General features: G+C 44.3%; 13 protein-coding genes, 1 pseudogene and 1 riboswitch. Of the genes and pseudogenes, 3 read left to right on the forward strand and 11 right to left on the reverse strand.

Features of this window, described 5'->3' with window-relative positions; translation table 11 throughout:
• Window positions 1-74: 74 nt before the first annotated feature.
• The 5 genes and pseudogenes from AB5I83_RS20955 to AB5I83_RS20975 form a co-directional block, all read right to left on the reverse strand.
• Window positions 75-2,199 (reverse strand): annotated as a pseudogene (locus AB5I83_RS20955) (glycoside hydrolase family 3 N-terminal domain-containing protein).
• Window positions 2,200-2,251: 52 nt separating this feature from the next.
• Window positions 2,252-3,946 carry a serine hydrolase gene (locus tag AB5I83_RS20960; RefSeq protein WP_448978266.1) on the reverse strand — a complete coding sequence of 565 codons (1,695 nt, stop codon included), beginning with the start codon at window positions 3,944-3,946 and terminating at the stop codon, window positions 2,252-2,254.
• A gap of 221 nt (window positions 3,947-4,167) precedes the next feature.
• A complete protein-coding gene (locus AB5I83_RS20965; RefSeq protein ID WP_448978268.1) occupies window positions 4,168-4,563 on the reverse strand; it encodes an HIT family protein in 396 nt (131 codons plus the stop codon).
• A 775-nt stretch (window positions 4,564-5,338) separates the two neighbouring features.
• Window positions 5,339-5,557 carry a hypothetical protein gene (locus AB5I83_RS20970; protein WP_448978270.1) on the reverse strand — a complete coding sequence of 73 codons (219 nt, stop codon included), beginning with the start codon at window positions 5,555-5,557 and terminating at the stop codon, window positions 5,339-5,341.
• Between the two features lie 94 nt (window positions 5,558-5,651).
• Window positions 5,652-6,101 (reverse strand): DinB family protein, encoded by a 450-nt coding sequence (locus AB5I83_RS20975; protein ID WP_448978317.1) that lies wholly within the window; start codon window positions 6,099-6,101, stop codon window positions 5,652-5,654.
• A 255-nt stretch (window positions 6,102-6,356) separates the two neighbouring features.
• Between AB5I83_RS20975 and AB5I83_RS20980 the strand changes: the two genes are divergently transcribed.
• Window positions 6,357-6,872 (forward strand): DoxX family membrane protein, encoded by a 516-nt coding sequence (locus AB5I83_RS20980; protein WP_448978272.1) that lies wholly within the window; start codon window positions 6,357-6,359, stop codon window positions 6,870-6,872.
• Window positions 6,873-6,915: 43 nt separating this feature from the next.
• Here AB5I83_RS20980 and AB5I83_RS20985 read toward each other — a convergent pair whose 3' ends face one another.
• Window positions 6,916-7,251: a nucleoside triphosphate pyrophosphohydrolase gene (locus tag AB5I83_RS20985; protein ID WP_226643659.1), complete on the reverse strand. Its 336-nt coding sequence runs from the start codon at window positions 7,249-7,251 to the stop codon at window positions 6,916-6,918.
• Window positions 7,252-7,658: 407 nt separating this feature from the next.
• Window positions 7,659-7,883: a hypothetical protein gene (locus AB5I83_RS20990; protein ID WP_448978274.1), complete on the reverse strand. Its 225-nt coding sequence runs from the start codon at window positions 7,881-7,883 to the stop codon at window positions 7,659-7,661.
• A 267-nt stretch (window positions 7,884-8,150) separates the two neighbouring features.
• Window positions 8,151-8,235: riboswitch (cyclic di-GMP riboswitch) on the reverse strand.
• A 209-nt stretch (window positions 8,236-8,444) separates the two neighbouring features.
• On the opposite strand from AB5I83_RS20990, the gene AB5I83_RS20995 reads away from it, so the two are divergent.
• The gene (locus AB5I83_RS20995; RefSeq protein ID WP_448978276.1) at window positions 8,445-8,789 is read left to right on the forward strand and encodes a hypothetical protein; all 345 of its coding nucleotides are present in this window, start codon (window positions 8,445-8,447) and stop codon (window positions 8,787-8,789) included.
• 49 nt (window positions 8,790-8,838) lie between these two features.
• Here AB5I83_RS20995 and nadE read toward each other — a convergent pair whose 3' ends face one another.
• Window positions 8,839-9,660 (reverse strand): ammonia-dependent NAD(+) synthetase, encoded by an 822-nt coding sequence (gene nadE / locus AB5I83_RS21000; protein WP_448978278.1) that lies wholly within the window; start codon window positions 9,658-9,660, stop codon window positions 8,839-8,841.
• Window positions 9,661-9,935: 275 nt separating this feature from the next.
• Here nadE and AB5I83_RS21005 point away from each other — a divergent pair, with 275 nt between their 5' ends.
• Window positions 9,936-10,991 (forward strand): lactonase family protein, encoded by a 1,056-nt coding sequence (locus tag AB5I83_RS21005; RefSeq protein ID WP_448978280.1) that lies wholly within the window; start codon window positions 9,936-9,938, stop codon window positions 10,989-10,991.
• A gap of 87 nt (window positions 10,992-11,078) precedes the next feature.
• On the opposite strand, the gene AB5I83_RS21010 is transcribed toward AB5I83_RS21005, so the two are convergent.
• The 3 genes from AB5I83_RS21010 to AB5I83_RS21020 all read right to left on the reverse strand — a co-directional run bounded on the left by AB5I83_RS21010 (window position 11,079) and on the right by AB5I83_RS21020 (window position 14,252).
• On the reverse strand, window positions 11,079-12,062 hold the full coding sequence (locus tag AB5I83_RS21010) for a Gfo/Idh/MocA family protein (RefSeq protein WP_448978282.1): 984 nt from the start codon (window positions 12,060-12,062) through the stop codon (window positions 11,079-11,081).
• Window positions 12,063-12,141: 79 nt separating this feature from the next.
• The gene (locus AB5I83_RS21015; protein WP_448978284.1) at window positions 12,142-13,563 is read right to left on the reverse strand and encodes a sensor histidine kinase; all 1,422 of its coding nucleotides are present in this window, start codon (window positions 13,561-13,563) and stop codon (window positions 12,142-12,144) included.
• Window positions 13,560-14,252, reverse strand: a complete 693-nt coding sequence (locus AB5I83_RS21020) for a winged helix-turn-helix domain-containing protein (protein WP_448978286.1) — start codon at window positions 14,250-14,252, stop codon at window positions 13,560-13,562. The genes AB5I83_RS21015 and AB5I83_RS21020 overlap by 4 nt, the downstream gene beginning before the upstream one ends.
• Window positions 14,253-14,621 lie beyond the last annotated feature (369 nt).

Raw genomic sequence — 14,621 nt, forward strand, 5'->3', positions numbered from 1 at the left:
TATTAATTTTCAGTTCGAACATATACATTTCAAAATCTAAGGCGGGCGCCCTTCAACAGCCCGCCTTATCATTTCTAGTAAGGTAATCCATGCCCGAATTCGTAAAGAACACCGCCACTGTAATCAGGGATGGTGATTGGCAGCTTTCCAGTTGGCGCGAATTCTCCAAAGATCACCCCGGCTGCTGCTTCAAAGCTTGCTGGGCGGAAACCGTATTGGGTCAGATAGGCGTCAATTTCCGGGTAGGCCATGATATCGTATGGATTTCGGATACCGACACCGACAACCGGAGCATCTGCCAATTCAATGATCTGGCTGACCATAGCCATTTGCGCGCTCGTTGGCGTCCGGCCAGATACATTGTAAGTATAGGTGCCGACGACCACTGTGCTGGCGTTTCTAATCTGTTCCAGCTGTGCCTCTGTCAGCTTATATGTTGAAGAGGAAATGACGATTGTATTTTCATGATGCTTTTTAATCGCATCACCCAGGCTGCTGATAAAAGTGTTGCCCACAACGACGATTTTTTCATCGCTATTCAGGTTCAAAGGTAAATCTGCACTATTTTTAACCAAAGTGATTGATTTCTCAGCTGCTTCTTTTTCGATTTGCTTATGCTCAGCAGAGCCAACTACCTTCACTGCCTTCGCAATCTTTTCATCGATTGAAACAGGAGTTTCTTCCTTTATCACGCCTCTTTTAACCTTTAAAGTTAAAATACGTCTGACTGATTCCTCAACGCGTTCTTCGGAAATTTCGCCAGCCTTTACTGCATCATGCAGGCCTGATGCTACTTCTTCAAGTCCAACCGGCATCAAGACGATATCCGTGCCTGCTTTTACGGCGCGGATGGCGGCATCTACTGCACCAAAATGGTCAGCGATGGCTTTCATGTTCATCGCGTCAGTTGTGATGACTCCTTCATAGCCCATTTCTTCACGCATCAGTTCTGTCAGGACCTTGTAGGAAAGAGTTGCCGGGATGGCGATTTCTTCCCCTGTTTTCTTAGAAATGGCTTTCGTTCCGTCAATTTTCGGGAACGTTACATGCGCTGTCATGATCGCATCAATGCCTGCTTCCATTCCTTTTTGGAACGGATACAGTTCGACTTCCATCAAGCGCTCTTTATCGTGTGGAACTTCCGGAAGTCCAAGATGGGAATCGACGGCCGTGTCCCCGTGTCCCGGGAAGTGTTTGGCTGTCGCCGCGACACCTGCGGCCTGTAGTCCTTTTGTATAGGCAACACCCATGTCAGCAACTAGCTGCGGATCTTCGCCAAATGAACGCACGCCGATTACCGGATTGTCCGGATTGTTGTTAACATCCATAACCGGCGCAAAGTTCATGTTGATCCCCAAGGAAGCCAGTTCCTCGCCGATTGCATTCCCTACGTTATAAGCGATTTCTGGTGAACGTGTTGCACCCAATGCCATATTCCCCGGCATATCCGTCCCAGATTGGAGCCTTGTGACAATTCCGCCTTCCTGGTCGATCGTCCAGCAGCAGGCCGAATTTTTCAGCAGCCTCCTGATAATCGGAAGCTAGTCGTGCTGTCTGTTCAGTTGTCACCACATTCTCGCGGAAAAGGATGACTCCGCCTAGATGGTATTTTTTCACGAGCTGCTGGATTTCCGGCAGCATTTCGGTTACATTTTCACCCTTCCAGGTCCTGAAATCCGGCATCAGCATCTGTCCTGTTTTTTCCTCCAGGGTCATTTTGCTGATTGCATTGCCAATCAAATCATAGCGCTTGCCTTCCTGCTTGATGACCAGCGCTTCGGATTGAGGCTTTCCTTTTTCCCCTTCTTCTTTAAAGGATGGTTTCACTTTATAATCGAGTGCAATCCGGTCCTTGAAGGTACCGTCAGTCACTGTAATGAACGTCCGTCCATTCTGTCCTGTGAACTCCACATTTCCATCCTGGTCTACTGTTGCGACATTTTTATTCGCCGAAGACCACTTAAGGTTTTCAGATGCCAGCATGAAATGTCCTTCTGAATACACATGAAGTGCCTTTAATTGAATGTTTCCATCTTTGAGATTTGCATCCGCTTCAGGCATGTTTTCATATATCACCAGATCTTCCACTGTGTTCTTTTCCTCGGCATTCGCCTTCTTCAAAGAAACCCCGGGCAGGATCTGTGAAAAAGACAGCACAAACACTAATGAAAAGAGCATTAGCTTGCTAAGTTTCCTCATCGTATCTCCTCCATTTTGTATATTTTATCCAATTCATGAAAAATTACTAAAATCAGTACTTCCTTTGCTTCCAGCCCTCTCCAGAAAACTCAGGCTCCACCTTTTCCCCATCGGAGGTTACTAGACTGATATTGTCGGCATACCAGCCGCGTCCATTCGTATAGCTATCCGTTTGATAGCGGAAACGGATGTGTTTTGTCCCTGCTGGTAGTTCAACCTGCTCTGACTTCCAATCCACACTGCTTCCTGTAAAAATAGCAGCTTGCTCCCAGCTTTCACCGTCTTCAGAAATTTCCAGATACCCATAATCCGCATCCGCTTCAATACGATACCAGGTGTCAAATGATAGTGTCGCAGGCTTGTCCAGTTTCACTTCTGTTGTCATCTTACGTTGCAACTTATCTCCATAACCCGAAAACCACGCTGACCCATCTGGAATATTTACCGGTATGGAATCAGCAACCTGCCTTGCCAGCTGTCTCCGTGCGACATTGGTGGAAACCGTGCTGCGGCTCGGATGGACTCTGTTGGTGAGCAGGATCGCAATTGTGCCATTATTCCTGTTCACGACAATTGAAGTCCCGGTATAACCCGTATGTCCAAGTGAAGTTCCCTCGGATAACGCATCCATGAACCATCCCTGGGCAAGCTCCCACCCTAAACCATGGTCGTCACCAGGGAACTGCGGAATCTGGTTTTCAACGATCAAGTTGACAGTTTCTTGCTTTAAAATAACTTCGCTGCCATATCGGCCATCATTCAAATACATATGGGCAAGCTTTGCCAGGTCCTCCGCTGTTGAGAACACGCCAGCATGTCCTGCCACACCGTCCAGTGACCAGGCGTTTTCATCATGCACTTCTCCCCAGACCAATCCGCGATTAATAGCTGGCTGGTATTCTGTGGCGGCGATCCGTTTTTTCAGTGAAGCCGGCGGGTTATACATTGTATCCGTCATTCCGAGCGGCTCCGTAATATATTGTTTAACAAAATCATCCTGTCTCTGTCCTGAGAGCCTTTCGACCAGCAAACCAAGCGTGATCATGTTGAGGTCGCTGTATGTATAGGTACTTCCCGGCTCATTGTTCAGTGGATACTCTAATACGAAATCCATCCTGTCCTCACGGCTGCTGCCTTTTGTATAAAGTGGCACCCATGCAGTGAAACCAGATGTGTGGGTTAGGAGCTGTCTGATTGTGACATCTTCCTTTCCATTGGCAGCGAATTCAGGAATATGCTTAGAAACTTTGTCATCGAGTTCAAATTTCCCCTGGTCGTACAAAATCATCGCTGCAGTTGTCGTGAAAATTTTACTGATAGAGGCAAGGTCAAAAATTGTATCTTCCTCCATCATGATTGGTTCACTAGATTCAGTGAATTGGTCATCTTCATATCTGTAGGCATATCCGTAGGCTTCCTGCTTCACGATATGTCCGCGGCGGGCAACGAATGCGACTGCACCTGGCATCACGCCATCAGCAATCATACTTTCCATATGCCCATCAATTTCGTCCAGAGGCTGTTGTACCATGCCAGCTCCCCGAACCGACCCTTTATGAAGGATAGGTGATAATGGACCAGGCTTGTCCCATGAAAAAACCGGATGCACCTTATCAAATCCTGCTTTGCCCTCCCTTTGTTCAATTGTTGCCCCTGGCACTTGATTGCCTTCCGCAAATGTCACAGGAACCATTGCCCCTGTACCAAGAACTGCGGCCAATGCAATAGATAGCGATTTGTTCCTCATGTTTCCTCCTTTTCTGAGCTTTTGCTCCATTTAATCTCGTAAACTTTGAAAAGGCTTTCATGCTGTAATCTTAGACTATCTAAATAACAGTATAGATGTCTATACCACTATAGACCCAACAGCTTCGTATAATAGAAAAATCCCGGGACTGCTCTCCCGGGATTTTAGAATCATTTTTGTAAAAATATTCAAATAATTAAACAGAAATTTTCCCAACTTGATTATTTCCTCATGTTGTCCTTTTGTTTAATCCAATACCTGATTCCCTTGCCTGCAAGAGGTTCATCCTTAAATCGCGGAATCACATGTAAATGGGCATGAAAAATCGATTGTCCTCCTGCTTTCCCCGTATTCCATCCTACACTGTATCCGTCAGGTCCATACTTCTCGTCAAGAATCCTTTTTGCACCCAGCAGCAACTCCCGCGAATCATTCCACTCCTGCTCAGATAACTCAAAGACATCCTGCTTATGAAGCTTCGGGATGATCAGCCCGCTCCCCTGCAGGACCTGCTGTTCCGACTCCTTCTGGATAAAATAACATGTTTCATTCTCAAGTGTGATTTGCTGCTCTCCGTCAGCAAGCACATTGCAATATGGGCAGTTCTCCTGGTACATATTTTAGTGCCTCCGCTCCATGATATTCTTGACAGCTTTGCTCTCTACTGCTTGAAACCTGTCAAAATAATTGCATTTTCTTGACAGCTTTGCGCCCTACAGCCTAAAACTTGTCTTAATAAATGCTCTTTCTTGACAGCTTTGCGCTCTACAGCCTGAAACCTGTCTTAATTATTGCTCTTTCTTGACAGCTTTGCGCTCTACAGCCTGAAACCTGTCTTAATTAATGCGTTTTCTTGACAGCTTTGCGCTCTACAACCTGAAACCTGTCTTAATAAATGCTCTTTCTTGACAGCTTTGCGCTCTACAACCTGAAACCTGTCTTAATTAATGCTCTTTCTTGACAGCTTTGCGCCCTACAGCCTAAAACTTGTCTTAATAAATGCTCTTTCTTGACAGCTTTGCGCTCTACAGCCTGAAACCTGTCTTAATTATTGCTCTTTCTTGACAGCTTTGCGCTCTACAGCCTGAAACCTGTCTTAATTAATGCGCTTTCTTGACAGCTTTGCGCTCTACAACCTGAAACCTGTCTTAATAATTGCTCTTTCTTGACAGCTTTGCGCCCTACAGCCTGAAACCTATCTTAATTAATGCGCTTTCTTGACAGCTTTGCGTTCTACAGGCTGAAACTTGTCTTAATTAATACGCTTTCTTGACAGCTTTGCGCCTAGCTATAGTAAAAAACCTAGTTGCTGATTCTTTCCCAACCCACCTATATCAGCAACTTTTTTCCTATAACCCATCATGGTCCAACTTCAATTTAAGAAGTGAGTCTTTATTTTCCATCCTTTTTCTTGCCTAAATTATTTAGCCAGGTCTCATAAAACTGGTATACAAATCCAGCAGCGACAAAACCAATCAACAGCATGATGACTGAAAGTGTCTTTCTGATCCACGTGATGTCAATGAAAAGGAACAGTGCTCCAGCTATCGCAAAGGAAATGAATATGAAGAGCCACCTTCTGAGAATCAATGAATCTTTATCCTTACTCATTCCTCACACCTGCCTTCCTTATATTACTAATACGTAATAAGTGATAACAGGTTTCAAAAAACAGGGCCCAAAATAGGACCCTGCCATTCTATTACTAAACTAATTTTCTCATCGCGTGTATTTGACCAAGATGATAGGCTTCATGGAATAATGCCATGTTCGCAAGCTCTCCAAAAGTCTCCAACCCAAGGAACGGCTTCTTAAGCTTCTCATCCAGCATAGAAGCCGGCACTTCTTTGATCCTTCCCAGCTGCACTTTCAATTGGTCACGCAAAACATCCACAGATGGAACATCCCCAGTCCACTCGGATGGACGGGTACCGTTTCCGAAGCACTCTATGTAGTTGGCAGGCAGATGACTAGATTTTTTCGGATATCCCATCATGAATTGTTCTGTAACTGTCAGCACATGCCCGATGTGCCAGTGGATGTTATTATTGAAGCCTTTTGGCTGAACACCTGCCTGTTCCGCAGTGATGCCCTCAATGCTTTTCAAAAAAGAACCTCTTGTTAATTCAAATTGCTTGAATAAAAGCTCGCTCATCATGAACTTCCCCTTTCCAGCTTGTACTTCTTTATATTTTTATTCTATATATTCCCAACTTATGCGGCAAGGGAAATAGAGAACCGCTAATATACCCTTATAGGTATTAAATCCCATTAAAGGAAATCCATTGACAAAATTTGTTCAAAACATTATGGCTGATATGTGTCTTCACACATTATTCACAGATTTCCATAAATTGCTTTGATATCTTAAGAGTGTAATCATTATATATTTTGAAAGGAAGCGATTTAGATGTTCGCTAAATGGTTAAGAGAAAACAATATTGCTGCTGGCCTGTTGACTGTGATTAGGGTATGGCTTGGTTACAACTGGATGACTGCTGGATGGGGCAAATTGACTGGTGAGGGATTTGACGCTACAGGATATCTGAAAAACGCTGTTGCGAACCCGGTAAAGGGTCCAGACGGAAACATGGTTTATGGATGGTATGTTAACTTCTTAGAAAGCTTTGCCATCCCGAATGTCGATCTTTTCAACTTCATCGTTCCGCTGGGAGAATTCCTGATTGGACTTGGACTTATCCTTGGATGCTTGACAACTGCTGCCATGTTCTTCGGACTAGTGATGAACTTCAGTTTCTTCCTTGCCGGAACAGTTTCTCATAACCCAACAGACATCTTCTTTGGCTTCATCATCCTGTTCTCTGGCTTCAACGCTGCCAAATACGGCTTGGACCGCTGGGTGGTTCCTTTCATCCGCAAGACTGTTTTCAAACAAACACCAGAAGCTGCACATAAATCTGCTTAACAATATAGGAAATGCCCTCCGCCAATAGGCTGAGGGCATTTTTTTACTGGGAACTTTCTTCTATTGTTTTAAGCAGGATTTTTTTTCTGAAACCGCCGCTGCGATTCTTCTTTAACTGCCGCATGAACTCCACTTCAGATTCTGTGATCCCTCGATGCTCAGCAATTGCATACACCACTTCAAGCAAATCGACGATTTCACTTAGAAGTCTGTCCGTTCCAGTATTCCGGAACTTCTCCACTTCCTCATTGAATTTCTCCATGAGCTTCTCACTATATTGACTGCCATCTAAGATCTCAAATTCAACCTTCTTTCCCTTCCCTTTCATCAATTCAGGAAAAAGATCTCTAACAAGTTTGTTGTATTCTTTTTTCTCCATGTCTACTCCCCTTTTGCTGTCCTATTGTTAAACATATCCTTAAAACTGCGGGTTCAAACACCTTTTTAAAATAGGCTCTGTTAAATCCGGCTGTTGATTTTCGTTCCAGGCGCTTCGCTTTCCGCGGGCAGTCGGGGAGCCTCCTCGGCGCTTTAAGCGCCTGCGGGGTCTCCCCATGACTTCTCATCCCGCAGGACATTGATTGAGCTTCCTCGAACATGCCCACGCACGATGGAAATGCGTTAGCATTTTCGGAGGAGTCTTCGCGCCTTCCACTATAATCAACAGGGCATTAAAACAACAATTAGCGTTAACAGAGCCTTAAAATATAGAATTGTGCATCTGGGTAACAATGGAAATTAAAAAAGCCTGTGGTCTGCACCACAGGCTTTCATATTTTAATAGTTTCAAACTACGTAATCTTCAGTTAATTTACTGCAAGCATTCGATAGATTTTGCAAACATTCCATCCTTAACTTCTCGTCGCAGATAAAATCGTTCCGAAGCTCTTCTTCTAGCTTCCTTTGAATTTGCTGGATTTCTTCCCGGAATTTCTCGCGTTTTTCGATTTCAGTTAAGTGAAATTCAATTTCCTGTTCAAAATACTCTACCGTCCCAAATAAAACAGTCAATGATTCCTCCACCTTCCACTCTTTTTTTGAATACCTTTACCAAAAACCAAACCTGCCAAAAGAATTATTTTATTAGTCCTGTCAAGTATCTTAAGTATTATTTATCCTCTATCGCGTGATGCAAACGTGAAATCGACACCTTTTTGCATTATTATGCCATTAGCAACAGTCAAAATAAAAAAATCCTCCAAAAGGACGGCGGATTTCATACGTCAAATAGTCTTTCATAACCATTTGCCTACAAATTGGTTTTATCATCCGTTCTTTTTTGGCAACCCGACGATCATAGCTAAATGGCCTTAGACTCGTGGCTTTGCGTCCTTACCTTTCGATAAGTTTGCCTTTTTCAGTTCTACTTAAAATATAAAACTTTAGAACCATCATTTCAACAAGTTTCGCCATTTTTTTACAAGGATGAGTCTATTTTCCTATTAAATATTCATTTTGTGTGCAGAATTCGATTGTTTTCACACTGTAATCTCTCCGCAATCTCTATGTAAAATTCTATTGCTAGAATGAAGGGAAGAAGCTTTATTACAGGCGAATGGCAGGAGGATCCTTATGGAACAGCATGTTAAGAAGTCGCTAGATGAATGGAAAGCAGAAATTGAAGAGATTCTTAAAGAAATTGATGCGGAGTATGAAGAAGTAAAGAATGAACTAAAAGTGTATACATATAAATTCAACATCACCAAGCAGGTTGTCCAGTCAACAGTGAACCCCGACCTGAACAGAAAAATCCGCGAATTATACCATCAGCCATTTGAAGAGAAATTCAATGACTTGAAAGAATATATCAAGGAACTGGAAGAAAAAAAGCGTGTCTTCCAAATGTTCACCGATAAAATCGACAAAGTGACGGAGAAAGAAGATACTCCGCCTTTTGCAGTCGCGCAATCGGAATAATTAGAGAAGCCTGGCTGATTGATCGAACTCAGCCAGGCTTTTGTTATGCTCACTTCTTCCACCATGAATCAAACATGGATGCCGGCGTATGCCGTTTATGCTCTGAAGCAAGATATCTGCCCTCAATCTTGGCAGCTGCTGCTTCGTCGATCTGCTTTCCTTCAAGATAGTCATCAATTGCTTCATAACTCACTCCAAGCTCGGTTTCATCTGATTGGAGCGGCTTATTGTCAAGAAGATCGGCAGTAGGTTCCTTCAGGTACAGTCTTGGTTCTGCGTTCAATGCCTTCAGCAGTTCCCTGCCCTGGCGCTTGTTGAGACCCGATAACGGCAGCAAATCAGCACCGCCATCTCCGTATTTTGTAAAGAATCCAGTCACAGCTTCGGCAGCATGGTCTGTCCCGATCACTAGCAAGCCATCCTGTCCCGCAATGGCATACTGGGTAATCATCCTCATCCTTGCCTTCGCGTTCCCCTTGTTAAAGTCCGTCATTCGATCACCAATCGCTTCCTCGAACTGTGTATTGAAGGTATCAACTGCAGGCTGGATATTGAAGGTGATGGTTTGATCAGGCTTAATGAAGTCCAGTGCTTTCTGTGCATCTTCCTCGTCTTTCTGTACAGCATATGGAAGTCTGACAGCCACGAATTTGGCGTCCTTGCCCTCTGATCGCAATTCCTCTGCAGCCAGCTGCGCCAGCCTTCCAGCCAAAGTGGAGTCCTGGCCGCCACTGATTCCTAAGACGTATCCTTTTGCCCTTGAAGCAAGCAAATATTCTTTTAAAAATTGTTTTCTTTTCTTGATTTCCTCTTGGGGATCAATATTGGGACGAACATCCAATGCTTCTATAATCTGTTTTTGCAAGCTCATAATAAACCTCCTAAACACTATTACTAATCACCATGCTCTTCGCTCATTCAATTTGGTAAAGGTTTTTGCGAGAACACTATTATCAAAAAGCATATCCCTAAAAAAGTTCAAAGTCCAGATTTTGGTCAGGGAATCTAACATACCAATTTACAAGTTGGAATCCACATGTACTATTTTACCCATTCATTCTCTGTACGTAACATTTTGTTCGCCAGTATTTTTTTGCTAGACTATAACTTAGACTAAAAATGCTAATCAAATTGGAGGCATTCATTATGGTAACCCATGATACATTCAAAGGCTATTTTGGTACATATACAAAAGGGGACAGCGAGGGCATCTACTCTTTTACCCTTGATAGAGTGAGTGGCAAGATTCTGGACGTAGAACCAGCAGCAACCCTGGAAAACCCTACTTACCTGACAGTCAGTGACGACAATCGCTTTCTTTATGCTGTCGCAAAGGAAGGCGGCACTGGAGGTGTGGCAGCCTTCCATATCGTGGAATCCGGAAAGCTATCTTACATCAATTCGCAGCTTGCGCCAGGAGCTTCACCCTGCCATGTTAGCGTCAACAAGGATAACAGCCTGCTTTTATCTGCTAATTACCATAAAGGATCTGCTGATTCCTATCTGTTGAACTCAGAAACTGGCAGTATTGAAGAAGCCTTATCCAGTGCGGTCCATGAGGGCTCAGGACCCGATGAGCGCCAGGAAAAAGCGCACACCCATTATGCGGGCTTCACCCCGGACGGGAACTATGCGGCAGTAGTCGAACTGGGCATCGACCAGTTGATTACCTATAGCCTGGACAATGGCCAGCTGATTGAGAAGAGTGTACTGCATATTGCACCAGGAAGCGGGCCAAGACATCTTGTTTTCCATCCTAATCACAAGATCGCCTATTTGATGACAGAATTCAGCTCTGAGGTTCTCGTTTTAAAGTACAATTCAAAAGACGGCAGCTTCGAACAGCTACAGGCAATTTCCACCCTGCCTGCAGGTTTTAGCGATAACAACCAGGGAAGCGCCATCCATATTTCCTCTGATGGGAAATACGTCTACGCAGCCAATCGCGGCCATGACAGTATTGCGGTTTTCAAGGTGGATCCAGAAAGCTTCCAGCTTGAGTTTGTCGAGCATACGTCAACAGAAGGAAATTGGCCAAGGGATTTTTTGCTCGACCCGAGCGAGAAATTCCTGATTGCGACGAACCAGAATTCCAGCAACGTCGTACTCTATGCCCGTGACGCAGAAACAGGCAAATTGACTTTGCTGCAGTCTGATGTGAAGGTTCCAGATCCGGTCTGTGTAAAATTTTTGAATTACTAAAAAGCTTTTCATTTACGGATTGTCCTTCAAAAGGAGCCACTAATGCAAAAACAGGGCAGGTGCCATTAAGTGCACCTGCCCTTCTCTTTATCTGTCGCTCGGGAACCTGACACCCATTTGCGACCTTGCTTCATCAAGAATCTTCATGGTGATCCTCGAGTTCTCAAGCGAGTTGTTATTAGATTCCAGTTTCCCTTGCTGAATCAGCGTAATGAATTCCTCTGCTTCATAGAACATATTATCATCCAGTTGTTCTCTCGATATATCTTCAGATTTCCCATTGCGATAGAGAATGTCCACTTTTTCCGGCGTGCTGATTTTATCTATCCTGATATTCCCGTTCTCACCATGTATTTCGGAAGGAAGAGACGAATCAGTGATTTTGGAAAACATGATGACAGCATCCATTTCATCATATTTCAAGATCAGGCTGCCTTCCCCATCCACTCCCGATTCTAGTACGTAACCGGTTGCCTGGATCGACTTTGGCTCTCCAAACAGGACAACGAGCGGATAGATGCAATAGATGCCGATATCCATAAGCGAACCTGCCGAAAACTCTGGGTTGAAGGCGTTCAGCACGGTACCTTCTTTATATTTGTCATATCGGGACGAGTACTGGCAATAGCTTGCGAAATACCTTCTGATCGTGCCGATTTTATCCAGATTCTCCTGGACAGCCTTGAAGTTCGGCATCAAGGTTGATTTTAGCGCCTCCATCAAAACAACCTTGTGATCCTTTGCAATCTTGATCATCTCATCCAGTTCACGGCCGTTAGACGCAATCGCTTTTTCACAAAGAACATGCTTGCCATTTTCCATGAATGTAATCGCCTGGCTAGCATGCATGGAATTGGGACTGGCGAGATAGACAGCATCAATAGCATCGCTCTTCGCCATCTCTTCCAGGTCTGTAAAAATGGTATCAACACCAAATTTTTCAGCGAAATTCGCAGCACGGTCCTCTGTACGTGAGTAAACAGCACCAAGCTGAAAATCCTGATGGTGGCTTGCACCTTTAATAAAAGCTTCTGTAATCCAATTTGTTCCTACCACTCCGAAACGCACCATGTTGTTTCACCCTTTCAACTAGAAAAGCCGGGGACTATGCCCGCAGCTCCTTTTTCATCTTAACGAAAAGGAAAGTCAATCACAAACTTTGTCCCTTTTCTACTGGAATTTCGATTATGAATTTTGTGCCTTTTCCCTGTTCGCTTTTCACAGAAATTTTCCCGTCATGCATCTGTACGAGCTGTTTGACAATGGATAAACCGAGACCGAATTCTCCAAACGGATTGCTCGTTCTCGAGATATCTGCTTTGTAAAAGCGATGCCAGATTTTTTCGATTTCAGCCGGTTCAATGCCAATACCTGTATCCTCGATTTCAATCACCGTCGTTGGCCCAACCATCCTGCAGCGAAGCCAGATTGTCCCGTTTTCAGTGAACTGGATACTGTTTTTCGTAATATTGATTAAAATCTGGAGAAGACGATCATAATCGGCATGGACCATGGCTTTTTCATCTGCCTCAATTTCGATTCTGTTATGGCGTTCTTCTGCCTGAAACCCAAGCTGATCCTGGATAATTTCGAATACCTCGATTAGTTCAATGTCTTCTTTTACAAGCTGCACCTGGTTTGAGCGGATTTTATCATAATCAAGGTTCTCATTCACCAGTCGAATCAGCCGCTTCGTTTCCTGGCTGACCAGCTTGATGCCCCGCTCTTTTTCCTCCTCAGGAATCATATCGTTCCTGAGGCCCTCGATGATTCCGCTGATCGTCGTAAGCGGCGTCCTCAATTCATGGGAGACATCTGACATAAACTGGCGGCGCCGGTTTTCCAGGCTTTCGATTTCGGATTTCGATTCATTCAGCCTGCTCACCATACTGTTAAAATCGTTCGCCAATTCACCGATTTCATCAAAATCCGACTTGGGCACTTTAACAGTATAGTCCCCTGCTGATACGGCGGATGTGGCTTCCTGAAGCTTTTTGATTCTGTTGACATGGATTCGCGCCAGAACCCAGCTTAGGAGGAACGAAACTCCCAGCGCAATCAGCATGGTATAAATCAAATACTTATTGATTTCCGTAATCATTTCCCGTGTCCCGCTGATTGGGGATGTCAGGAGAATGCCGCCAATGAAGTTTCCGCGATCCACATATGGCAAAACCACCAGGGTCACAGCACGGTCATACCGTTCGAGGTCGTAATTCTTCACAATCGGCTTTCCGTTCGTAAGCTGGCTCCACTCGTTTTCCGATAGTTCAATCGCCGGCCCTCTCCATCTAATTGGATTCAGCAGCTGGATATTCTCATCAAATACGCTAAATTGGATGTCCCGGCCGAAAAGCACCCGGGCATATTGATTGATCACCTGGTCAGGACGTTCACCGCCCCGGTCAAGATCGCGGAGGATATTTTCACCGTAAGAAATAAGCTCCTCCGTCTTATTTTTATAAACAAGCGTTTCCACATACTGTGTGAATACCAGGCTCAGGATCAGAAAGGCGACGATGATGATGCTGATATGGCTGATGAATTGCTGGTATATATATTTAACCTTCATGCCCCATCCGAACTTTCATCGAATTTATAGCCGACTCCCCAAACCGTATGGAAGAATGGCTGTTCAACCGTGCCAATTTTCTTTCTCAGGCGCTTGATATGGACATCAACCGTTCGTTCATCCCCGTAAAATTGGTATCCCCAGACACGCTCCAGCAGCTGCTCTCTCGTGAATACCTGACGCGGGTGCTGGGCGAAAAATAGAAGCAGGTCGAATTCCTTTGGTGTCAGATTGGTGACTGGTTTTCCATCCAGGTTCACTTCACGTGTTTCTTTGTTAATTTTCAGTGCGCTCGTCCCAACCTCGCTGTGCTCATCGGGCTTCAGTTTTTGATACCGCCGGGCCACAGCCTTGATCCTCGCCATCAAAGCCAGCGGGCTGAAAGGCTTCGTTACATAATCATCCGCCCCCATTTCCAGCCCAAGAACCTGATCCGATTCACTATCCTTGGCTGTCAGCATGATGATCGGCACATCACTGCCCTCCTGCCTGATCTTCCTGCACAGCATGACACCATCCATGCCAGGAAGCATCCAATCAACAATCAGCAAATCCCAATCTTCTTCCTTATAAGCCTCATAGCCTTGGAGGCCATCATTCACAAACCTGCCTTCAATGCCCTCTTTTAAAAAGAACATCTCAATCATCTCGCAGACACTTTCATTATCCTCAATCACTAATATTTTCACAGTAATCCCCTCTATTCCGACTCTGTTATATATAAAGTATAGCGCAACGGAGACAGAATCAACTGTTTCACCTGCTGTTACAGATTATTTAACATGTTGGTCATAGTTTGTTCATGAATAAAAGGGATCCGTTGAGCTTTGTTAATTAGATTCTATCAAACATGGGCTGCAATACGCTCTATTGGTTGCATCATTCTCCTAATTCCTTACAAATTAAGACCCCAATACGCTCTATTGGTTACATCATCCTCCTAATTTATTACAAACCACGGCTTCAATACGCTCTATTGGTTGCACCATTCTCCTAATTCCTTACAAACCAAGACTTCAATACGGACTATTGGTTACATCATTATCCTAATTTCTTAC

Source organism: Mesobacillus sp. LC4, assembly GCF_053543455.1.

Coding starts and splice junctions, on each gene's coding strand:
- AB5I83_RS20960 (WP_448978266.1), bottom strand. CDS start 3,946: ATGAGGAACAAATCGCTATCTATTGCATTGGCCGCAGTTCTTGGTACA.
- AB5I83_RS20965 (WP_448978268.1), bottom strand. CDS start 4,563: ATGTACCAGGAGAACTGCCCATATTGCAATGTGCTTGCTGACGGAGAG.
- AB5I83_RS20970 (WP_448978270.1), bottom strand. CDS start 5,557: ATGAGTAAGGATAAAGATTCATTGATTCTCAGAAGGTGGCTCTTCATA.
- AB5I83_RS20975 (WP_448978317.1), bottom strand. CDS start 6,101: ATGAGCGAGCTTTTATTCAAGCAATTTGAATTAACAAGAGGTTCTTTT.
- AB5I83_RS20980 (WP_448978272.1), top strand. CDS start 6,357: ATGTTCGCTAAATGGTTAAGAGAAAACAATATTGCTGCTGGCCTGTTG.
- AB5I83_RS20985 (WP_226643659.1), bottom strand. CDS start 7,251: ATGGAGAAAAAAGAATACAACAAACTTGTTAGAGATCTTTTTCCTGAA.
- AB5I83_RS20995 (WP_448978276.1), top strand. CDS start 8,445: ATGGAACAGCATGTTAAGAAGTCGCTAGATGAATGGAAAGCAGAAATT.
- nadE (WP_448978278.1), bottom strand. CDS start 9,660: ATGAGCTTGCAAAAACAGATTATAGAAGCATTGGATGTTCGTCCCAAT.
- AB5I83_RS21005 (WP_448978280.1), top strand. CDS start 9,936: ATGGTAACCCATGATACATTCAAAGGCTATTTTGGTACATATACAAAA.
- AB5I83_RS21010 (WP_448978282.1), bottom strand. CDS start 12,062: ATGGTGCGTTTCGGAGTGGTAGGAACAAATTGGATTACAGAAGCTTTT.
- AB5I83_RS21015 (WP_448978284.1), bottom strand. CDS start 13,563: ATGAAGGTTAAATATATATACCAGCAATTCATCAGCCATATCAGCATC.